Genomic DNA, 20398 nt, shown 5'->3' with positions numbered 1-20398 from the left:
GCGGGCGTCGAATCCGGCTCGGTCATCGGCCCCGCCTGGGACTCCCTCCTCGCCAAACTCATCGTCACCGGCGCCACCCGCGAACAGGCCCTCCAACGCGCAGCACGCGCCCTGGCCGAGTTCACCGTCGAAGGCATGGCCACCGCCATCCCCTTCCACCGCGCGGTCGTCACCGACCCCGCCTTCACCACCGACCCCTTCCACATCCACACCCGCTGGATCGAAACCGAATTCGTCAACGAGATCCCCGCGTTCACGGCTCCGGCCGATGTGGAGACGGACGAGGAGCCGGGCCGCGAGACGGTCGTCGTCGAGGTCGGCGGCAAGCGCCTCGAAGTCTCCCTGCCCTCCTCACTCGGCATGTCCCTGGCCCGCACCGCGGCCGCCGGCGGCGCCAAGCCCAAGCGCCGCGCCGCCAAGAAGGCAGGCTCGGCCGCCTCCGGCGACGCCCTGGCCTCACCCATGCAGGGCACGATCGTCAAAGTCGCCGTCGAAGAAGGCCAGGAAGTCAAGGAAGGCGACCTCGTCGTCGTCCTGGAAGCCATGAAGATGGAACAACCACTCAACGCACACCGCTCCGGCACGATCAAGGGCCTCACCGCCGACGCCGGCGCCACCGTCTCCGCAGGTGCCACCATCTGCGAAATCAAGGAGTGAGAAGACATCGGACCGGCCACGGCGCAGGGGCCCTGCTCGCGGAGCTGACGCCGCCCTCCGTGGCGTACGGCGAGGCCTTCCGCGACACGCCGGTCCCGCTCCTGCCGGAGGAGGAGGCGGTGGTGGCGCACGCGGTCCTCGAACGACGGCGCGAGTTCACCACCGTACGCCGCCTGGCCAGGGAGGCCCTGGCGCAGCTGGGTGTTCCGCCCGCGCCGATCCTGCGCGGGCCGCGCGGGGAACCGCGCTGGCCCCCAGGGGTGGTGGGCAGCATGACGCACTGCGCCGGGTACCGGGCGGCCGCCGTCGCCCGGACCGGGGAGGTGCTGGCCCTCGGGATCGACGCCGAGCCCGATGAACCACTGCCGGACGGTGTCCTGGAGGCGGTGTCGCTTCCCCGGGAGCGTCGGCACCTGGCCGGGCTTGCCGCCGGCCGGCCGGAGGTGCGCTGGGACCGGCTGCTCTTCAGCGCCAAGGAGAGCGTCTACAAGGCGTGGTTCCCGCTGGCGCGCCGTCCCCTGGGGTTCGAGCACGCAGAGCTCGTCTTCGACCCGGGTGAGGGGACATTCCGCGCGCAACTCCGTTTGCCCGGACCCTTGGTGGCCGGCGCGCGGCTGGACGCATTCAGCGGGCGGTGGCTGGCCCGCGACGGGCTGGTGGCCACGGCGGTCTGCCTGCCCCGCCGGAACTGAAGCCGTCCAGCGGGGCACTGGGTCGCGCCCACGGTCCCGGAGCGCACGAACGCCTGGCACGGCGGGAGCCACCGTGCCAGGCGTGGGCCGACCGGCCGTCGAGGAGCGATCCGCCGGCCGCGGCCCCTACTCGGGGTTCTTGATGACCTCGAACATGCTGGCCAGGGCCTCGTCGCCGTGACCGTCGGCCACCCGCTTCTCCAGGAACTTCTGGATCGGGACCATCAGATCCGGCCGGATGCCCTGCGCCTTGCTGGCCTCCACCATCTTCTTCAGCCCCACCGCGTTCAACGCGGCCGTGGAGATGGACGTGGCGTACTCACCCGCGTCGACCGCCTGCGCGGCACCCTTGACGCTGGGCAGGACCACATGCGTGATCCAGGCCTCCGCGTACGGCGCGAGCGCCGCGGCCGGAATGTTCTCGCTGCCGACCAGGGCGTAGGCGTGCAGCGCGCTGGTGAGGCTCGCCCACAGGATGCCCAGCAGACCCAGGTCGTAGAGCGCGGCAGTGCCCGCGTCCGGACCGAGGAACACGCTGTTGCCGCCGAGCACCTTCAGCGTCGACTCGTGGGCCTCGAAGGTCGCCTGGGAGCCGCCGTAGAACAGCAGCGTCTGCGGCAGGCCGACGGCCGGCGGGACCGTCATGATGTAGCCGTCCAGGTACTCCGCACCGAGCTTGTCGGCCCACTTGGCCGCGCCGCGCGCGTCCTCGGGGAGGCCGGAGGTGAGGTTCACCAGGACCTTGCCCGACAACGACTCCTTGACCGGCTCCAGGATCGCGTACAGAGCGTCGTAGTCGACGACACACACGACCAGGATGTCGCTCGCGGCAACGGCGTCGGCGATGGATCCGGCCCGCGTGGCGCCCTGCTCGACGAGGGCGTCCGCCTTGCCGGCCGAACGGTTCCACACGGTCGTCCGGTGACCGGCCTTCAGATACGCACCGGCGAGCGCGGCACCCATCATGCCCAGACCTATAACTGAAACGGGCGCACGATTTTCATCGGCCACCACAACCACGCTCCTTCTAGCTATTTCTCAGGGATCGCACCGCATACGAGGGCCCGACAACGACAACGACCGACGAGGGCCCACTCGTTAAGCACGCGTTTGCAGGCTATACCGGCATCTGGGGCCGCTCAAGCACTTACTGCAAAGTGCGTGCCCGGGGCGCAGCCCTGGAATCGAAAGGTAATCCGGCGCTAATCGGGGACGCCAAGGGCCTTTGATTACCGGTCAATTACCGACGGATGAGCGACGGCTGCTTCCCACCTGCTGGGTCCTTCGCCGAGTCCCCTCACGGGCGCCGTCCCGGGTGGCTGGAACGACTTCCCGGGCCGTGGAATCAGCCACCCCCGTGCACACCACCTGTCTTGCCAACGCCTTTGCATTACCCTGGGGTTACCGGCGCGCACGCAGTGTGCGTGCACTTGGGAGCGTGAACCGTCAGCCAGCGGGGTGGGATCATGAGCGTCAGAGTCAGGCCGACACATTGCGGGCTGGATGCCGCGGTGGAAGTGATCAGCGGCAAGTGGAAGGTCGTCATCCTGTGGGCGCTCGCCGAACAGGACCGCCGCTTCGGCGAGTTGCGGCGACTCATCCCCGGCGTCAGCGAGAAGGTGCTGTTCCAGCACCTTCGGGAGCTGGAGGCGGACGGCATCGTCCACCGCGAGTCCTACGAAGAGCCGCCGGTGCGTGTGGAGTACTCCCTGACGCCGCGGGGCACCGCGCTCAACATCGCTCTCCGGCCACTTGGTGCCTGGGGCCGGGAGTATCTGCCCGAGCGGGCCAAGCCGGTGCGCGAAGGCGTCTGATCCCCCGGGCATCCTCATCGGAGGGTAAGCCGGGGGTTCGTTGAACAAGAGGGTTCCGAGGTTACCGGCGCATGACCATAGCCGGACTCCGCCCTGCGAGGATTGCAGCCGCTTCCGAAGGCTTATCGGTGTGTCCGCCGGGAAATGGGCAGACCCGATATCGGCCGACGCAACCCTTGTGCAGGCAAACGACTGAGGAGCCTGAATGGTCAGCACCGAATTCGATGTCGCGTCCGTACTCGATGCCGTGCGGGACATCGTCCCCAAACTCCGGGAAAACGGCCTCGATGCCGAGAACCGGCGTTGGCTGCCCGATGAGAACCTCGACCTCCTGGACAAGGCCGGGGTGTTCCGGATGGCCACTCCCCGCGAGTTCGGCGGCCTCGGCTTCTCGCTGGAGGAGCAGTCCAAGGTCCTCGCGGCGATCGCCACCGGCTGTGCGTCGACCAGCTGGGTCGCCATGGTCTGGGTGTCCAGCGCGTGGATGGTGACGCTGTACCCCGAGGAGATCCAGCGGGAGGTGTTCGCCAAGCCCGACGTCCGGGTCTCCGGCGGCTTCAGCCCGACCGGCACGCTCACGCCGACCGAGAACGGGTACACCCTCAACGGCAAGTGGGGGTTCAACTCCGGCTGTCACGGGGCGGATTGGAACATGATGCTCGCGTACGTCGAGCGGCCGGACGGGACGCTCGACGACGCGATCGCCATGGTGCCGATCTCGGAGTTCTCCTTCGAGGACGACTGGCACACCTCCGCCCTGGCGGCCACCGGCAGTTCCACGGCGACCGCCGAGGATGTCTTCGTACCGGCGCACCGGGTCGTCATCCCCTCCGAGGCGATCGCCGCGATGGAGGCCGGCATCGAGCTGCCCCCGCCGCCCGCCGGGCGTGGCTACGGCCTCTACAGCTTCCTGTTCTCGCAGGCCGTCTCCACCTTCATCGGCATCGCCCGCGGCGCCTACGAGCTGTTCCTGGAGCGGCTCCCTGGACGCGGCATCAGCTACACCTCCTGGACCGAGCAGAAGGAGCACCCGCTCACCCAGATCCAGGTGGCGACCGCCGCGAGCAAGATCGCCGCGGCGGAGGCGCTCGCCGCCGAGATGTACCGCACGCTGCAGGGGCGGGCCGACGCCGGCGAGGAGCCGACGCTGGAGGAGCGCGCCGCCATCCGTGGGCACAGCGCGTACGCGGTGCAGCTCGCCAAGGAAGCGGTGGAGATCCTCTACAACGCCAGTGGTGCCTCCGTCATCAAGCGCGATGTGCCGCTCCAGCGCTTCCACCGAGACATCCAGGGCCTCTCGCTGCACGGCTGGATCCTGCTGAGCGCCAATCTGGAGGTCTACGGCCGCGTCATCCTCGGCCTGGACCCGGAGACGCCCTTGCTGTGACACGCAACGGCGAAGGCCCCTGTCCCGGAGGAGATCTCCTGCGGGACAGGGGCCTTCGCCGTTGCATCAGCGCCGGCCGAGCACCTCGGCGTGCAGCGACGTCGTCGACCGCGGGATGTCGAGCGCCTCCCAGATCTGGTCCAGGGCCTCGACGAAGTCCCCTACCGCGTCCGTGGAATGCACGGCGCCCGGGGCGACCCGCAGGATCTCCTGACCCGCTCGTACGCTGGGGGCGTTGATCGCCTGCACATAGGCTCCGTACCGGGTGAGCAGCAGGTCGGAGGCCTCCTTGCACTTCTTCTCGTCCCCCACGAAAACGGAGACGATGTGGGAGTTGTCGGAGACGAAGGGGATCTCCCGCTCCGTGAGCAACCGGTGCATGAGCTGCGCGTTGGCCCACAGCTTGTCGCGCTCCTCCTCGGAGGAACGCAGATGGCGGACCGCGGCGAGCGCACCGGCGGCGATGGCCGGCGGGAGCGAGGTGGTGAAGATGAAGGCCCGCGAGAAGCTGCGGACCGCCCCGATCAGCTCCGCGGGGCCCGTGATGTAGCCGCCCGCGGTGCCGAAGCCTTTGGCGAGCGTGCCCATCACCACGGTGAACTGGTCGGCGATACCGAGCCGCGCGGCGATGCCCGCGCCCTCGGGGCCGTACATCCCGACCGCGTGCACCTCGTCGAGGAACGTCATCGCACCGTGGCGCCGCGCCACTTCGGCGATCTCCGCGAGCGGCGCCACGTCGCCCGACATGGAGTACACGGACTCCAGGACGATCAGCTTCGGGCGGGTCGGGTCGGCGGCGGCGATGAGCTCTTCGAGGTGCTCGACATCGTTGTGGCGGAAGATGTGCTTCTCGGCGCCGCTGTGGCGCAGCCCGTCGATGATGGACGCGTGGTTCAACTCGTCGGAGAAGACGACACAGCCGTCGAGGCGGCCCGCGAGGACGGTCAGGGAACCGTCGTTGGCGGTGTATCCGGAGGTGAACAGCAGGGCATCCTCCTTGCCGTGCAGTTCCGCGAGCTCCCTCTCCAGCAGCACGTGGTAGTGGTTCGTACCGCCGATGTTCCGCGACCCGCCGGAACCGGCCCCGAACTGGTCGATCGCTTCCTTCATCGCCTTGAGCACCAACGGGTTCTGCCCCATCCCGAGGTAGTCGTTGCTGCACCAGATGTTGGCTTCGGAGTCGTCGCTTTCCAGCGTTCCCCGGACACTGGCGGCCGGAAAGCGTCCGGCCAGTCGGCCGATCTCCAGAAACTCCCGTTTACTGTCTGCCAGTTCGTCCAGCTGACGCGAAAATATTTCCAGGTGTTGAGCCATGGGTGTGTCACTCTCCGGCTGGTGTAGCGATATTTGGGGGTGCGGAAAAGCTATCTCCGGAACGTCCAGCGCCGGGTAACCATCAGCCCACCGGGTTCAGTTACTGACTGAAGAGCGGTCGCTGGAGCATCGGTTGAATTCGACGCGGCTCGCCATGACATGCTCCGCAGGCAAGTCCGGCCTGGCTGACGGGAGTTCGCGGTGAGCGAGAACGATATCGGCGCACATTACGTCCGTGACATCCTGAGTGCGCTGTCCGCGAGCCCCGGCCGGGTTGCCCTGTGGTTCCAGGGCAACCCGGTCACCGCCGGCGAGTTCATCCGCACGGTGACTGCCACCGCTCGGGCCCTGCACCGCCGCCGGAGCGAGCGGACGGACCAGTCGGCGCGGACGGTCGTGGGCCTGCTGACCGTCACCAACTCCCCCGCCACCCTGGTGCTGCGGTACGCCGCCAATCTGATCGGCGCGACGGTGGTCCATCTGCAGACCGCCAACGCGGTCGACCCGCTGGACCGGATCGGTACCCAGGCCCGGCGGGAGATCCTCGCCGCGACGGGCGCCACATTCCTGGCCGTTGACGCAGACCACCTCATGCTGGCGAGGCAGTTGTGCGGCGGGATTTCGGACGCCCCCGAGCTCGTCGGGCTCGGCGCGCTCGGCGTCGACGTGCTCGACCTGGCGGACGGCTCCGCGCCGCGCGCCGACGAAGAAGGCGGCCTCGACGGCGTGCCGGTGGTGCGGATCGAACCCGACGAGCCCGCCACCGTGACGTACACCAGCGGCTCCACCGGCACCCCGAAGGGCGTGACCGTCTCCTTCGGGGTGCGCCAAAGCGCCGTCACCGGACTGCCCAAGGACGTCGGCACGGTCTATCTGTCCACCTTGCCCCTGAGCCACACGAGCGGCGCGGTCGCCGACATGGCGCTGGTGTCCGGTGGCACGGTGGTCCTGGAGCCGGGGTTCGACCCGGCCACGGCGCTCACGGCGGTGGAGACACACGGGGTGACCCGCATGACGGTCTCTCCGCCGCAGCTGTACATGCTGCTCGACCAGGCCGCGTCGGGCAGATACGACGTGTCGAGCCTGACCACGCTCACCTATTCCGGTTGCCCGGCCTCGCCCACTCGGCTGGCCGAGGCCGTCAAGGTCTTCGGGAGCGCACTGACCCAGACGTACGGCACCACCGAGGTCGGCCCCATCACCGAGCTGGGCCCGGCCGACCACCACGACACGGAGCTCCTCGCCACGGTCGGCCGACCGACGGCGGCCGAGGTCCGCATCCTGGACCCGCACGCCCCGCACGAACTGCCCCTCGGCGAGACCGGGGAGGTCTGGGTGCGGTCGCCCTACGCGATGCTCGGGTACTGGGGCGCGCCGGAACTCACCGCGCGCACAGTGCGCGACGGTTGGGTGCGCACGGGCGATCTGGGCTACTTCGACATCCGCGGTTATCTTCACCTCCAGGGTCGGCTGGCCGATGTGATCAAGACCAGGGGCATCAAGGTCCACCCGTCGGCCGTGGAGAACGTGCTGCTCTCGCACCCGGACGTCGTCCAGGCAGCCGTGTTCGGCGTCCCCGACGCGGAGAAGGTGGAGCACGTGCACGCCGCGGTGGTCCTGCGTCACGAGGCCTCCGTCGGCGAGGCCGAGCTCCGCGCGCACGTCGCCGGGCTGCTGTCCGACAACCACGCGCCGGTGCACATCGGTTACTACACCGAGCTGCCCCTCGGGGAGACCGGCAAGCCGGACCGGCGGGCGCTGCTGGAAGCCGTCGGGGGCGGCAAGTGAGCGTCACTCTCTCGCTGGCGGCCGTGCTCGCCGATTCCGCTGAGCGCCGGCCCACCCACCCGGCCGTCCTGTTCGGGGACGAGCGGTTGACCTATCGCGAGCTGTGGCGGCAGGCCAGGCAGTACGCGGCTGTGCTGCGCGCCCAGGGCTTCGGGCCCGGTGACCGGATCGCCCTGCTGCTGCCCAACACGCCTCACTTCCCCAAGGCGTACTTCGCCGTGCTCGCACTCGGCGCGGTCGCGGTGCCCGTGCACGCCCTGCTCAAGGCGGACGAGATCTCCTACGTCCTGAGCGACTCGGGCGCCACCGCACTGCTCTGCGCGGCCCCACTGCTGGGCGAGGGCGCCAAGGGCGCCGAGGCCGCCGGGGTGCGACTGCTCACGGTGATGGAGGGGACTCAGAACGGCGACCACGTACGTCTCGACGCGCTCGCCGCTGCCGTCACACCGATCGAGCGCCACGTCCCCCGGCTGCCGGACGACCTCGCGGTGGTCCTCTACACCTCGGGCACCACGGGCCGGCCCAAGGGCGCGATGCTCACCCACCAGAACATCGTGATGAACGTGGCCACCACCATGCTGTCCCCCTTCGACTTCCGGGAGGACGACGTCCTGCTGGGCTGTCTGCCGCTGTTCCACACGTTCGGCCAGATCTGCGGGATGGCGACCTGCTTCCGGGCAGGTGCCACGATGGTGCTCATGCCGCGGTTCAACGCGGCGGCCGCGCTCGACCTCATGGCGCGGCAGGAGTGCACGGTGTTCATGGGCGTGCCGACTATGTACGTCGCGCTTCTCGAAGCCGTCGCCCGTGCGCCGCACCACCCTCGTCTGGACCGCGCGTTCTCGGGTGGTTCGGCGCTTCCGGTACGGGTGCTCACGGAGTTCGAGGAGGCCTTCGGCTGCCCGATCTACGAGGGCTACGGCCTCACTGAGACGTCTCCGGTCGTGGCCTACAACCAGAAGGCCTGGCCGTGCCGCCCCGGGACGGTCGGACGGCCGATCTGGGGTGTGGAGGTGGAGATCGCGAGAGCCGAGGTGGAGGGCCGGATCGAGCTCCTGCCCGCCGGTGAGCTCGGCGAGGTCGTCATCCGCGGCCACAACGTGATGGCCGGATACCTCAACCGCCCCGAGGCCACCGCCGAGGTGCTGGTCGACGGCTGGTTCCGCTCGGGCGACCTCGGGGTGAAGGATGCCGACGGCTACCTCTCCCTCGTCGACCGCAAGAAGGACATGGTCGTGCGGGGCGGCTACAACGTCTACCCGCGCGAGATCGAGGAGGTGCTGATGCGACACCCGGCGATCGGCCAGGTCGCGGTGATCGGCGTCCCCCACGACCTGCACGGCGAGGAGATCTGCGCGGTCGTGTCCACACGGCCGGGCACGGCCCCGGGTCCCGCGCTCGCGGAGGAGATCGTGGCCTGGGCCAAGGAGCGGCTGGCCGCCTACAAGTACCCGCGCATGGTGGAGTTCGTGGCCGCGTTCCCCCTCGGCCCCAGCGGAAAGATCCTGAAGCGAGAACTGGCGGCCCAACGCGGCGCCCCGCGCCCCGGGGCGGCCGGCCGACGGGGGGCTCGCGGCAGCCGGGACTGAAATCCCTTCAGGGCCATACGCGTTGACGTCATACGAGCGCGTACGAGAGCGACTACGGGACGACGTCCGGGGCGAGGCTGGCCTCCGGGTCCCGGCGCGTGAAGCCCTTCCTCCGGGGGCAAGGTCGTGGGGGGGGACGCCGACGGCACGCTCGTGCGCGACCCGACGTTATCGACGGATGGCTCGCCGCAACGGACTCACCCTGAAGACATCACGCACACAAAGTCAGTAGCGCGCGCTCGGACCCATACGCGGCCGATTCGGCTGCTATGAGCTCGTCACACGATGCTGTTGAACGGCCCTGTTCGGCCGTGTCCGGTGTGGCGATGCGACCGTTCGGGATGGTGTGACTACCCGGCCGTGGATGGTGGACGATGACGTGCGGGGCGTTGGTCGCGCCGCTGCTGCCGCCCTGGCCCGAGAAGCCTCCTGGCCCGCGGCTGGTGCCGAACCGCTGTGCCTGCAGAGCATCCTGTACGTGCTGCACAACGACTTCTACTGGCAACTGCTGCCCCTGGAGCTGGGGTTCGGCTCGGGCCAGACCTGCTGACGGCGGCTGGAGCGGCGGCCGCCGCGGCGGTGCGAGCCATCATCAGGGCCCCGGTCACGGAAACGCCGTGACCGGGGCCCCAGGATCAGCTGCCGCGGAAGGTGGCGACCGCCGCTAGTTCCGGTACCGGAACACGATCCGGCCGCGCGTCAGGTCGTACGGCGGGAGCTCCACCAGCACCCGGTCTTCCAGATAGATCTTGATGTAGTTCTTGCGGATCTTCCCGCTGATGTGCGCGAGCACCTGGTGGCCGTTCTCAAGCTCCACGGTGAACATGGCGCTGCGCAGGCACTCGACGACCTTGCCTTCGACTTCGATGACGTTCTTGTTCTTCGTCATCGCACCAGCTCCAGGTTGCTGCTCAACGGCCGGGCGCCGATGCCCTCGAACAGCGCCGAGGCCGCTTGGTTGGACTCGTGGACTTCGGCATGGGCCGCGGCGAACCCGGAGCGGTGCAGCGTCCCCAGCGCGTGGGCCAGCAGTGCCCGCGCGATGCCGCGGCGCTGCTCACCGGCCCGGACCGCGACCAGCCCGATGCGCGGCCGGTTCACCGTCACCACCCGGATCAGCCCCAGGTAGCGGTCCGGCGCCGCGGCCACCGCGTACTTCGACGGGTCGACGATGGTGTCGCCTTCGGGGCGGGGAATGACCTCCGCGGGCATCGACTGCCACCCGACGCTCGCCCCGACTTCGTCGCGGATCGCGCGGTCCACCGTCCGCAGCAAACTCTCGTCCGCCTGGCCGGCGGGCACGATCGAAACGCCCGAAGGCGGCAGGACTGCTTCGAGCCCTGTGACCTGTGGGTCGGTCGGCACGACGTACTCCCACTCGCGGCGCCGGATCGTGAAACCGGCCCGCCGCCAGCCGGCCGTCAGCTCGACGTCGGCTTCGTCGACCACCGTGTACAGCGGCGCCGGCAGTGCCGCCAGCATCGCCGCGGCGAGCCGGTCGAAGGTGGCGTCGTGCCAGGCGTCGATGCTGACGAACAAGCGTCCGTCGGGCCGGTGCCCCGCATACCCGCGGCCGACCACCAGGTCGTCATCCAGTGCATGCCATTGCCTGTCCGCGACGCGCGTGATCATCACCGCGTTCTCGCTCAGGCCAGAGGTGAAAGGCTTCATGTTCATCGGAGTCTCCTTGGAGTGCCTCGATCTCAGGCGCTCCTGGCGACACCGAACGTCAGCCGTCGGACCGTGACGGGTTGAGGGAGCACCCATGGGTAACTGTGTTCACGGGTCTCACCTCCATACGACGACTTCACGATCCACCACGACAGTAGCGGCGGGGCGCCGTCTCGCTCAAACCCTTTTCTACGAGCGCGTAACGCGATCACGATCCGGTCTTGTTGAGGCGTCTCCAGCAGATGAGGCGGCAAGCCAACGAGAGGAAGGAGTCGTGGAGTTCGCTACATCGTTCCCAGCAGACCGCGAGGCGTTGGAACAGGTGGAGCGGGGCGAAAGTCTGCTCAACGACGAATGGGGTCTCCCCTGCTCAAGCGAAGCCGAGAGCTTGGAGATGGAGCTTGCCCAGGCCCCTGACGTGCGGAGAGCCCTCGCGGGAGATCACCGCCTGGATGCGGCGGCACAGCTCACCGCGCACAGCCTTCGAGTCGCACGCCTTGTCGCCCAGGCGCACCGGCCGACCGTCGGGGCCGGCCGGGTCGTCCGGCGACGGGCGGGGATGCTGTCGACCAGGTCTAGGGTCTGGGATGTCGTTGACGTTGGCGGCGGTCGTGATGACATGCAGCGGGGTGCCCTTGCCGTCGCAGATCAGGTGGTGCTTGCTGCCCGTACTCCGCCGATCGACTGGCGACGGACCGGACACGGCTCCTCCTTCGAGACGCCGAAGCCGGCCGCGAGTGCGGGCAGCGTCCTCCCCGGGGACAGGATGAAAGCGGTTCAGTGATCAAGTCCGAGGCATCATTCGACCGCCGAGTTGAAGACCAAGCCAGCGGCGTGAACGGCCCCGCCGGACGGTTCGTGGTCTGCCGCAGGTCTGTACGGAAACAGCACTGTGCCCCGTAACCACCTCATGGCGGCTGCGGGGCCCGGCGCACCCGATCAAATGCGGTCCGCCGCGATCAGCAGATAGTGGAAGCTGCCCTCCTTGTACGCCCTCAGGAACGGGTCCTCGACACCCGTGGCCAGGGAGGACTTGGCGCGGAGCTCCCAGTACGGGATCGTCGCGTCCGTCAGGTCGACGACGTTCATCGGGACCAGGCCGTTGGCCGCCATGGCCTTGAAGTAGGCGCTGCGCGGGTGGATGTTGCACGTGTAGTGCTCGTCGATGCGGCTGACGGCCTTCGACCGGCCGCCGGTCACATCGTTGTAGCAGCCGGTGATGACAACGTAACGGCCGCCGAACCGCAGCTGGCGGGCGTGCTCGGCGAAGAGCTGGAACAGGTCCACGTACATGGTGGACTCGTTGTTCCATATGCTGCGGAACGCGCCTGTCGGCAGGCCGGTGTCCAGCATGTTGCGGAAGTGGTAGCGCACCTTGTCGTCGACGCCCCGCTTGCGGGCCTGGCCGTTGGCGAACTCGACCTGGGCCTCGGAGATGGACACGCCGTCCACCCGGCAGTCGAAGCGGGCGTTGGCCATGATGCTGGTGCCGCCGCGGCCGCAGCCGGCGTCCAGCAGGCGGTCGGTGGGCTGCACATCGCCGAGGTGGTCGAGCAGGACGTCGGCCTGGGCCGACTCCAGGCGGTGCAGTTCCTCGACGATGCGTGCGTCGAGGGTGTCCTTGGGGCCCTCCAGGACGGACGGGGCATAGTCGCCGAGGCCGTAGTGGTGGTGGTAGAGGCCGTCGACGTCGCCCAGGCGCAGGTTGACGGGGTCCTTCTCCTTGTTCCAGTAGTCGGCGACCGACTTCTGGTACGCCGTGCGCAGGACGGGAGCGGCGGGGGCGGGAGTGGTCGTCATGAGGGGGCTCCTTGCAACATTCGGTAAGTCGGTAAGAGGGATGGCGCTCACGCGCCGTTGTAGCGGGGGCTGCCGCTGTGCCAGGCGCGGTTGCCGCCGAGCCAGGCCCACACCCCCGCGAGGAAGCGGCGCAACTGCGGTGAGCCCGCAAGGGCCAGGGCCGCCGCCTCCGTCTCGAAGGTACGCACCAGCTCATCGTGGATCGCCGCACTCCGCTCGACCGCCTCGCGCGGCGAGCACCGTTCCTCCTCGGCGATCACGGTCGGCAGGTTGAACTCCACACTCTCCGAGTGGTGTTCCTTCGCCATCGAGTACAGGTCGTTGACGAGCGTGGCGGCGGTGGACGCCATGGTCACGGCGCGGCGCACCCGTGGATCGGCGTACTCGACGGCGGGCAGCGCGTAGCCGCCCACCACGTCGGTCATCGCGATACACGGGAGGAAGCTATTGATCTGACGGTGTGTCAGATACTCCCAGACGGCGGGCATCCGGCCCTGGGAGCGCCAGGAGCCCTCCTGCCCGTAGCCAACGAACAGGACGGCGACCTCGTGGTGCAGCCGGGCCAGTTGGGACGCGTCCGCATACCGGGCCAGGTGCGCGAAACCGGAGCGCAGGGCGACCCGCACCGGGTCGTCCTGCATGGCCTGTTCCACTGCGGAGACGTAACGCGCCGGGGGGTGGGCGGGGTCCATGGCCGCGTAGGCGACGCCGAGCTGCGCGCCGAGCAGCGCCGGCGCGGATCCCATCGTCTCGTCGTCGCAGTAGTAGTCGTCCGTGGCCCACTCCGCCAGGGCGCACTTGCCCGCGGCCAGCAGCCGGTCCGGGTCGTCGGTGTCGGGGTGGGCCAGCATCATCAGGCGCCCGAAGTCCGCCGCGTGGATGCGGTCGAGCCGGCCGGCGTAAAGGCCGATCTCCCGGGCCCACTCCACCAGGCGTCCGTTGACCTCCTCGGCCAGCGTCGGGTCGTCGCGGAGTGCGGGCGGGCAGTACAGGTCCGGGACGCCTGCGCCGACTGCCGGTTTCCCGGGCGTGATACGGGCAGCGGAGGTGCCCAGTCCCGTCGGCCCGGACGGCAGTGTGAACCCCTCCCGGCGGACGGCGGTTCCGGGCAGCCGCTCCGAAGCTGCGGGGCGGCGGACGTCCTGGTGCTGGGCGAGCAGCGTCGCCACGAGCCGCGCCACGTCGTGACGGGCCGCGGGCGCGGTCATGCGGGACAGCAGCGACACGGAAATCTCCTTCAGGACGTCGTGCCGAAAACCTCGACGTTCTCCAGGACGCCGAGCGCGTCGGGCACGAGAACGGCCGCCGAGTAGTAGGTGCTGACCAGGTAGGAGATGATCGCCTGCTCATTGATGCCCATGAACCGGACGTTGAGGCCCGGCTCGTACTCGTCGGGGATCCCGGTCTGGCGCAGGCCGACCACCCCCTGTTCGGCCTCGCCCAGCCGCATCGCGAGGATCGCGGAGCTGCCCTGCTCCGTGACCGGGATCTTGCCGCAGGGAAGGATGGGCACACCCCGCCAGGCCGGCACCGGGTGGCCGTTGACCTCGGCGGTGTCGAACGCGAGACCGCGCTTGTTGCACTCGCGGGCGAAGGCGGAGATCGCCCGGGGGTGGGCGAAGAACGCCTTGGTTCCGCGCCGCATGCTCAGCAGCTCGTCCATGTCGTCCGGGGTGGGCGGGCCGGAGTGCGTGGAGATGCGCTGGCTGTAGTCGGCGTTGTGCAGCAGCCCGAACTCGGGGTTGTTGACCAGCTCGGACTCCTGGCGCTCGCGCAGGGCCTCTATGGTCAGCCGCAGTTGCTGCTGGATCTGGTCCATCGGGTCGTTGTAGAGGTCCGCGACCCGGCTGTGCACCCGCAGGATCGTCTGCGCCACGCTCAGCTCGTACTCGCGGGGCCGGAGTTCGTAGTCGACGAACGTGCTCGGCAGCAACGGCTCGCCGTTGTGGCCGGAGGCGAGGGAAATGACCGCCTCGCCCTTCTTGTTGTGCGGCCGCGCCCTTTCGGCCTGGCGTCGCAGGACGTGGGCCCGCAGGCGTTCGTTCCGCGCCGCCACCTCCTCGTACGCGGCGCGCGGCAGCACCAGGACCGTGCACGCCGTTATCGCGCGCGCGGTGAACTCCCAAGCGCCCGGCTCCTCGGCCAGCACCTGGCCGCCGAAGAACCCGCCGTCGGCCAGCACGCCGCGCCGGTTCTCCTCGCCGTACTTCCCCGGGGCGAGCTTCTCGACCTTGCCGCGCGCGATCAGGTAGACGTGGTCGAGGGCCTGGCCCTGCTCGGCCATCACCTGGCCGGGTTCGTATTCCCGCTGCTCGCACCGCTCGGCGAGCACCCTCAGCACCGCTTCGTCGTCGAAGCCGCGCAGCAGGGGAAGTTCGCCCAGCTCGGCCGGGACGACCTTGACCGCGGCCCCTTCCTGGACGAAGGTCACCCGGCCGTCGCCGACCTCATACACCAGCCGCCGGTTGACCCGGTACGTTCCGCCCTTGACCTCCGTCCAGGGCAGCATCCGCAGCAGCCACCGCGAGCTGAGGCCCTGCATCTGCGGCACGGTCTTGGTAGTGGTCGCCAGGTTCCGCGCGGCGGCGACCCCCAGACTGAGCTGTGCCCGGCCTGCTGAGAGGTTGGGTTGCTCCGGCTGCGACATCCTGATCCCTTCCGTATGGGTGACCGCATCAAGAAGGAGCCCCCATGAGGCTCCTGTGGCGCAAGTGAATCAACGTCAGATGATGTTGGTCGAGGCGGCCGGATGAGCACCGACGCATTTGCGCCACCGAACGGACAGGGCGCACCCGGCCCACCCGGCCTCTCGAACCGGCCAGAGGCCGTCGCTATGCCCGCTATGCCGCGATGATCTGCATTCCGAGTAGGCAGGTCCGGTGCGGTGCACGAGCCCCGTCGCCCGGCACGCTGCGGGCGAGGTGGCCGATAACCTCCGCCAACAAACGCCGAGCGCTGCCTGTGAGCGGACCGCTGGATTTCCCGGTGGCTGACACGGCACGGCGAGGGATCTGACGCGCCGACTGCCCACCGGCGGACTCGTGATCACGAAAGGTAGTCATCGACGGTCGGCTTCGGAGAGCCGGCTCTTGGCAACCGGTGCCTCCGAACAATGAGGGGTGTTTCGCGAGGGCGGGCGGCCGTCCCGGACCCCGCACAGGCGCCTGCGGAGCCTCCTATCAGCAGGCCTTCACTGCCCTGGCCGCCACCCACCGCAGCCGGCCGCCGGCTCGGATCGTGCTGCTACTGCGCCGCGCCGCCGACCAGGCCCTGCTCGGGTTTGCCGCGGCCGATCTGTGCGAGGAGACCGAGGCCATCAGCACCGGCCGCCTGTACGAACTGCGGATCGCCCTCCCCTGAACGGCAGTCGGCCCGACAACGGGAGGAGGCATTCGCCGCCAGGCGCCAGAGGAGGGGCGGTGCGAGGGAGTTGGGCCTCTGACCGGCTCCTCAGGCTCGCCGTCGGGGAGGCGGGATCGGGCCAACCAGCACGGTTCTGGCCGCTGCTCGGCGAGAGTTGTCCGTGAACTCTCCCGGAATTGTCCGTGATCGGTAACGGAGGCATCCCCTGGCCGCCGCGCCTCGTCCTGCCGGGTGGTCACAAGGTGACCGGGGACCGGCGAGGACTGCGCGAAAAGGGGCGGACATGGCACGGCACGGTGGGCGGGGCTGGTACGGCAAGACAGTCGGGGCGGCGCTCGGGGTGACACTGCTCGCCACCGGCGCCTCGGTGTGGACCGCGCAGGCCGGTTCCGCGGGCGACTCGTCCCCGAAGGCGAACGCGCCGGCCACGCCGGGCACTGGCGTCACGCCGGTCGCAGACACCATCGCGCACGCCTCGGAGGCGGGGACGCACGGTGTCAACATCACCATCGACGACGGCCCGGACCCGGCGTGGACCCCTCAAGTCCTCGACCTGCTGCGGGAGTTCGGGGTGAAGGCCACGTTCTGCATGGTGGGGACGCAGGCACAGGCCCACCCGGACCTCGTGAAGAAGGTGGTCGCGGCCGGGCACCGGCTGTGCGACCACTCGGTGTCGCACAACACCTCCATGGACAAGAAGCCGCAGAGCTACCAGTCGCAGCAGATACTCGACGCCGAGAACATGATCACCAAGGCGTCCGGGGGCGTACGGCCGATGTACTACCGGGCCCCCGGCGGAGCCTTCACCCCCTACAGCCGCCAGCTCGCCGCTTCCCGGGGCATGCGCCCGCTGGGCTGGAATGTGGACTCCAAGGACTTCGACCGTCCGGGTACGGACGTCATCGTCGCCACGGTCGAGCGGGAGCTGCCAGGCGGACCGACCCTCCTCTTCCACGACGCGGGCGGCAACCGCAGCCAGACCGTCGAAGCTCTGCGCAGGCTCCTCCCCCGGCTCAAGGAGCAGGGCTACTCCTTCGGCTTCCCGGTGCACTGAGCCACGCGCCGGCCCACAGACTGTGCCGACTTGCTGAAATGCGGTGTTCGTACGCGCCAGTTCGGGGTTCCGGCTCCGCCGTACCAACTCCTTCTGGACCCACTCGCGTACCAGGTTGATCTGGCTCCACCGGTCGGCGGTCTCCGGGGGCGGAGGGCACCTGCTGATTCGACCACTCCCTGTAAAGCATGCTTGACAGCAGTGGATGGTGACAAGCATGCTTTACAGGTGAGGAACACGGTCAGAGAACTGCGATCGTCGCGAGGACTCTCCCAGGGGCAGCTGGGCACGGCGCTGGGGGTCTCGCGGCAGACGATCAATGCCATTGAGACCGAGCGGTACACGCCATCCCTGCCGCTCGCCTTCTCCCTGGCTCGGTTCTTCGGGGTCAGCATTGAGGAGATGTTCCATGTCGAAGACAGCCCAGCAGGTGACTAGGAACTCGCGGTGGTCGATCCCTGCCTTCTTCCTCGGGATCGGCGTCGTCTGCCTGGTATCCGCGGCTGCTGGCGGCCACGTCGGCCTCGGTCTGGCGATGCTCGGCGGCATGGCGGTCTGCGGTCTTGCCTTGCTTCTGCTGGCTCGGCGCAGCGAAACCTACCGGGGCCTCACTGAGGAGCCCGACGAACGCTTTGCTCTGATCGGCCAGCGAGCCTGGGCAGGCACTGGTGTGGTACTGACCCTGGGGAACCTCGGCGTCCTCATCGGCGAACTGGCCTCTGGCCGCAGCGGCAACCCGTTCTACTGGCTGGTGGCGACCGCGGCCCTTGCCTACGTCGCGTTCGTCGCCTTCTTTCGTCGGCACACCTGAGGTGGTGGCGGGGGGGGACGGGCCAGTCACCCCTTGGCTGACGGTGCCGGAATGCAGGTTTCGCGGCCGTGGGCCGGGTGAGCCGGCCGGGCCCGTGAGGGTGCTCCGGGTGCGGTTGTCCGTCCGGCGGCTGCGGTTCCTCGCGCGGGCTCCGGGCCGGGGTGAAATCAGGGAGTGCTCAGCGGGCGGTGCAGAGGCGGTAGGGCGGCATCGTGCCGCGCAACGTCCTCGGTTCGCTGATGTCCGTGCAGTCGGCGGCGAGCGCGGTATCACGATCCGTTCGTCCAGGCCCGGCTCGCGTCGCCGGCCGCGTAGGACCAGGGCGAGATGACGGCGGGCTTCGGCGAGCAGGTGCCGGCGGTGGAAACGGCCCCCGGTGTTCATCGCGAACACCGTTGCGGTCACGTCGACGGCCGCCAGGACGACGTCGACCACGGCGGTGACCCGCCCGGCCCGCTCGGGCCGCGGCGCGGGCACGCTCCAGGAGCCCGCCTGCTGGAGGCGCTGATGCTTCTCGGACTTCCAGGGAACTCAGGACGATCTCGCCCTCGGCGGTTGGTTCAACCGGGCGGTCCGCTGCGCCCGTTCGGGGCCATCGACGACGGCGCAGTCATATTGTGCCCCTGGGGTCTGTTGTGATGACGCCGTCCGGCTGTCGATGCTTGGGAGGGCTGCGCGGTGAGACCCCGGGTCAGGAACTGGAGCATGGCGCTCGCCGCAGCAAGTGCCATGACCATAGTGGCCGCGGCGCCCACGTCATCACGGTCCACCCTCTCAGCAGTGCCCCTCCTCGCGGACACAGCAGTGGACGTCCTGGTGGGCAAGGAACCGCCGGACAGACAGTGCACCACGGGCTGCCTTGTCGGCTCGTGCGCGACTACGGGTTCCTGGCCCGAGGACCGGCTGCATGCGGTCGACGGCGCCGAGTCGCTGCAACTGCCCGTCCACGGTGCGGCGTTGGGCACGGAGTCTGTGATGCCGTTGGAGGATCCGGCTGATTCGCTGACGGTCAGGCTGAGGGAGGACGGCCATCTGACGGACGTGAGTGCCACCGATGCGCAGGGGCGACACCTGGCCGGGTGGATCAGCAGTGACGGCGTCTGCTGGCACAGCACGGCACCGCTGCGCGCCGGTACCCGCTACCTCCTCCGGGCCACGGCCGAGGACGAGGACGGCACACCCGGGCAGGCCAGTTGGGTCCTGGAGACGCCGCAGCCGCCGCCGGGCAGCCGGCTCACCGCCGCCTTCGGTCCCGCATCCGGCGTATACGGGGTGGGGCAGCCCGTCGTTGCCGAACTGTCGCAGCCCGTGCCGGCCCGCGACCGTCAGGCACGAAGGACCGTCGAACGGTCCCTGCAGGTGACCTCCCAGCCCGCCGTGGAGGGCTCGTGGCACTGGGTGGACGACAGCACCCTCCACTACCGGCCCAGGACATACTGGCCCGCCCACGCCACCGTCCAGGTCCGCAGCGGCCTCGACCGGGTCCACGTCACCGGCACGCTGTACGGCGGGCCCTCACAGCCGCTCACCCTCACCACCGGTGACCGGATCGAGGCCGTCACCGACGTCGCGGCACACGAGATGACCGTCAAGCGCAACGGCCGCACGGTGAGGACGATTGCGGTGACCACGGGCAAGCCGGGCTTCCGCACCCGCGGGGGCATCAAAGTGGTCCTGGGCAAGGAACACGTCGTGCGGATGCGGGGCGACTCCATCGGTATCGCCCGCGGCACCAGCGACTTCTACGACCTTCCCGTCTCCTACGCCACCCGCCTCACCTGGAGCGGCGAGTACGTCCACGCCGCCCCCTGGTCTCTCGAATCCCAGGGCGCCGAGAACGTCAGCCACGGCTGCACCGGCATGTCCACCGACGACGCCGCCTGGTTCTACAACACCATCCGCCCCGGCGACATCGTCGACGTCATCCACGGCTACGGCGCTCCCATGACCGTCTTCGACAACGGCTACGGCGACTGGAATCTCACCTGGAAACAGTGGCGTACCGGCAGCTCCCTGACCAGCCTCCCCCACCACCCGACCACCACCACCGCCCGTCTCCTCCCCATGCCCTGATCCCGCCCGCGTCGGCAGGTACGGACAGTCTTCGACGCCGTCCTCAAGGCCGAGGAGGGAATCCTCAAGAGTGCACAGCGAGTTCTCCGAATGAACTCCCATGGCGAACGGTGATCGGCAGTGTCCGGCGTGAGGCCCTGGACCATGTCCTCATCATGAACGAGACCCACGCCCGACAAGTCCTGGGCGCCTACCAGCGGCACCACAACGAACACCGGCCTCACCGCGCCCGGAACGGGCTGCCACCCGGCACCGACCAGCAGCCCACCGCTGTTCACGACTTCGAAGGCCGCAGACTCCCGCGCACCCGCCTCCTCGGCGGCGTCATCAACGAGTACCGGTACACAGCTTGACCAGCGGCGATGACTTTCCGAGCCGCCACAGT

At 69.3% G+C, this 20398-nt stretch carries 21 protein-coding genes; 13 read left to right on the top strand and 8 right to left on the bottom strand.

Annotated elements, in window-relative coordinates; all coding sequences use genetic code 11:
- A partial coding sequence (locus tag ACIQ8J_RS32730; protein ID WP_403277256.1) for a biotin/lipoyl-containing protein occupies positions 1–657 on the top strand: 657 nt, incomplete at its 5' end.
- A gap of 32 nt (positions 658–689) precedes the next feature.
- Positions 690–1349, top strand: a complete 660-nt coding sequence (locus ACIQ8J_RS32725; protein ID WP_403277298.1) for a 4'-phosphopantetheinyl transferase — start codon at positions 690–692, stop codon at positions 1347–1349.
- Between the two features lie 126 nt (positions 1350–1475).
- Here ACIQ8J_RS32725 and ACIQ8J_RS32720 read toward each other — a convergent pair whose 3' ends face one another.
- Positions 1476–2360 carry an NAD(P)-dependent oxidoreductase gene (locus ACIQ8J_RS32720; RefSeq protein ID WP_403608043.1) on the bottom strand — a complete coding sequence of 295 codons (885 nt, stop codon included), beginning with the start codon at positions 2358–2360 and terminating at the stop codon, positions 1476–1478.
- Positions 2361–2815: 455 nt separating this feature from the next.
- Here ACIQ8J_RS32720 and ACIQ8J_RS32715 point away from each other — a divergent pair, with 455 nt between their 5' ends.
- Both ACIQ8J_RS32715 and ACIQ8J_RS32710 read left to right on the top strand, forming a co-directional pair.
- A complete protein-coding gene (locus ACIQ8J_RS32715) occupies positions 2816–3163 on the top strand; it encodes a winged helix-turn-helix transcriptional regulator (RefSeq protein WP_403277258.1) in 348 nt (115 codons plus the stop codon).
- Between the two features lie 205 nt (positions 3164–3368).
- The gene (locus ACIQ8J_RS32710; protein WP_403277259.1) at positions 3369–4550 is read left to right on the top strand and encodes an acyl-CoA dehydrogenase family protein; all 1182 of its coding nucleotides are present in this window, start codon (positions 3369–3371) and stop codon (positions 4548–4550) included.
- 66 nt (positions 4551–4616) lie between these two features.
- On the opposite strand, the gene hemA is transcribed toward ACIQ8J_RS32710, so the two are convergent.
- Entirely contained in the window at positions 4617–5864 is a 1248-nt protein-coding gene (gene hemA / locus ACIQ8J_RS32705; protein WP_403277260.1) for a 5-aminolevulinate synthase, read from the bottom strand.
- 201 nt (positions 5865–6065) lie between these two features.
- On the opposite strand from hemA, the gene ACIQ8J_RS32700 reads away from it, so the two are divergent.
- From ACIQ8J_RS32700 to ACIQ8J_RS32690, 3 genes are all read left to right on the top strand, one after another.
- Positions 6066–7652, top strand: a complete 1587-nt coding sequence (locus ACIQ8J_RS32700; protein ID WP_403608041.1) for a class I adenylate-forming enzyme family protein — start codon at positions 6066–6068, stop codon at positions 7650–7652.
- Positions 7649–9241: a long-chain fatty acid--CoA ligase gene (locus ACIQ8J_RS32695; protein WP_403277262.1), complete on the top strand. Its 1593-nt coding sequence runs from the start codon at positions 7649–7651 to the stop codon at positions 9239–9241. The genes ACIQ8J_RS32700 and ACIQ8J_RS32695 overlap by 4 nt, the downstream gene beginning before the upstream one ends.
- A 364-nt stretch (positions 9242–9605) precedes the next feature.
- Positions 9606–9791, top strand: a complete 186-nt coding sequence (locus ACIQ8J_RS32690) for a hypothetical protein (protein WP_403277264.1) — start codon at positions 9606–9608, stop codon at positions 9789–9791.
- Positions 9792–9905: 114 nt separating this feature from the next.
- Here ACIQ8J_RS32690 and infA read toward each other — a convergent pair whose 3' ends face one another.
- The 6 genes from infA to ACIQ8J_RS32660 all read right to left on the bottom strand — a co-directional run bounded on the left by infA (position 9906) and on the right by ACIQ8J_RS32660 (position 15359).
- Positions 9906–10130 (bottom strand): translation initiation factor IF-1, encoded by a 225-nt coding sequence (gene infA / locus ACIQ8J_RS32685; protein WP_046930064.1) that lies wholly within the window; start codon positions 10128–10130, stop codon positions 9906–9908.
- On the bottom strand, positions 10127–10918 hold the full coding sequence (locus tag ACIQ8J_RS32680) for a GNAT family N-acetyltransferase (protein ID WP_403277265.1): 792 nt from the start codon (positions 10916–10918) through the stop codon (positions 10127–10129). The genes infA and ACIQ8J_RS32680 overlap by 4 nt, the downstream gene beginning before the upstream one ends.
- A 364-nt stretch (positions 10919–11282) precedes the next feature.
- A complete protein-coding gene (locus ACIQ8J_RS32675) occupies positions 11283–11615 on the bottom strand; it encodes a hypothetical protein (RefSeq protein WP_403277267.1) in 333 nt (110 codons plus the stop codon).
- Between the two features lie 236 nt (positions 11616–11851).
- On the bottom strand, positions 11852–12712 hold the full coding sequence (locus ACIQ8J_RS32670) for a geranyl diphosphate 2-C-methyltransferase (RefSeq protein ID WP_403277269.1): 861 nt from the start codon (positions 12710–12712) through the stop codon (positions 11852–11854).
- A gap of 47 nt (positions 12713–12759) precedes the next feature.
- The gene (locus ACIQ8J_RS32665; RefSeq protein ID WP_403277270.1) at positions 12760–13938 is read right to left on the bottom strand and encodes a family 2 encapsulin nanocompartment cargo protein terpene cyclase; all 1179 of its coding nucleotides are present in this window, start codon (positions 13936–13938) and stop codon (positions 12760–12762) included.
- Positions 13939–13949: 11 nt separating this feature from the next.
- Positions 13950–15359 carry a family 2B encapsulin nanocompartment shell protein gene (locus ACIQ8J_RS32660; RefSeq protein ID WP_403277271.1) on the bottom strand — a complete coding sequence of 470 codons (1410 nt, stop codon included), beginning with the start codon at positions 15357–15359 and terminating at the stop codon, positions 13950–13952.
- 590 nt (positions 15360–15949) lie between these two features.
- Between ACIQ8J_RS32660 and ACIQ8J_RS32655 the strand changes: the two genes are divergently transcribed.
- The 6 genes from ACIQ8J_RS32655 (at position 15950) to ACIQ8J_RS32630 (ending at position 20366) form a co-directional block, all read left to right on the top strand.
- Positions 15950–16072, top strand: a complete 123-nt coding sequence (locus tag ACIQ8J_RS32655) for a hypothetical protein (RefSeq protein ID WP_403277272.1) — start codon at positions 15950–15952, stop codon at positions 16070–16072.
- Between the two features lie 286 nt (positions 16073–16358).
- Entirely contained in the window at positions 16359–17129 is a 771-nt protein-coding gene (locus ACIQ8J_RS32650; RefSeq protein ID WP_403277274.1) for a polysaccharide deacetylase family protein, read from the top strand.
- Between the two features lie 201 nt (positions 17130–17330).
- Positions 17331–17567 (top strand): helix-turn-helix transcriptional regulator, encoded by a 237-nt coding sequence (locus ACIQ8J_RS32645; protein ID WP_403277276.1) that lies wholly within the window; start codon positions 17331–17333, stop codon positions 17565–17567.
- Positions 17539–17940: a hypothetical protein gene (locus ACIQ8J_RS32640; RefSeq protein WP_403277277.1), complete on the top strand. Its 402-nt coding sequence runs from the start codon at positions 17539–17541 to the stop codon at positions 17938–17940. Before ACIQ8J_RS32645 ends, ACIQ8J_RS32640 begins: the two co-directional genes overlap by 29 nt.
- A 780-nt stretch (positions 17941–18720) precedes the next feature.
- Positions 18721–20013, top strand: coding sequence for an Ig-like domain-containing protein (locus ACIQ8J_RS32635; protein ID WP_403277278.1), 1293 nt, complete (start codon positions 18721–18723; stop codon positions 20011–20013).
- Between the two features lie 155 nt (positions 20014–20168).
- Positions 20169–20366, top strand: a complete 198-nt coding sequence (locus ACIQ8J_RS32630) for a hypothetical protein (protein ID WP_403277279.1) — start codon at positions 20169–20171, stop codon at positions 20364–20366.
- Positions 20367–20398: the final 32 nt, after the last annotated feature.

The sequence above is a fragment of the Streptomyces sp. NPDC094147 genome, from assembly GCF_044764265.1.
Taxonomy (GTDB): domain Bacteria; phylum Actinomycetota; class Actinomycetes; order Streptomycetales; family Streptomycetaceae; genus Streptomyces.
The sequence above is the reverse complement of the archived record's forward strand: the minus strand, read 5'-3'. Positions and strand labels throughout refer to the sequence as shown.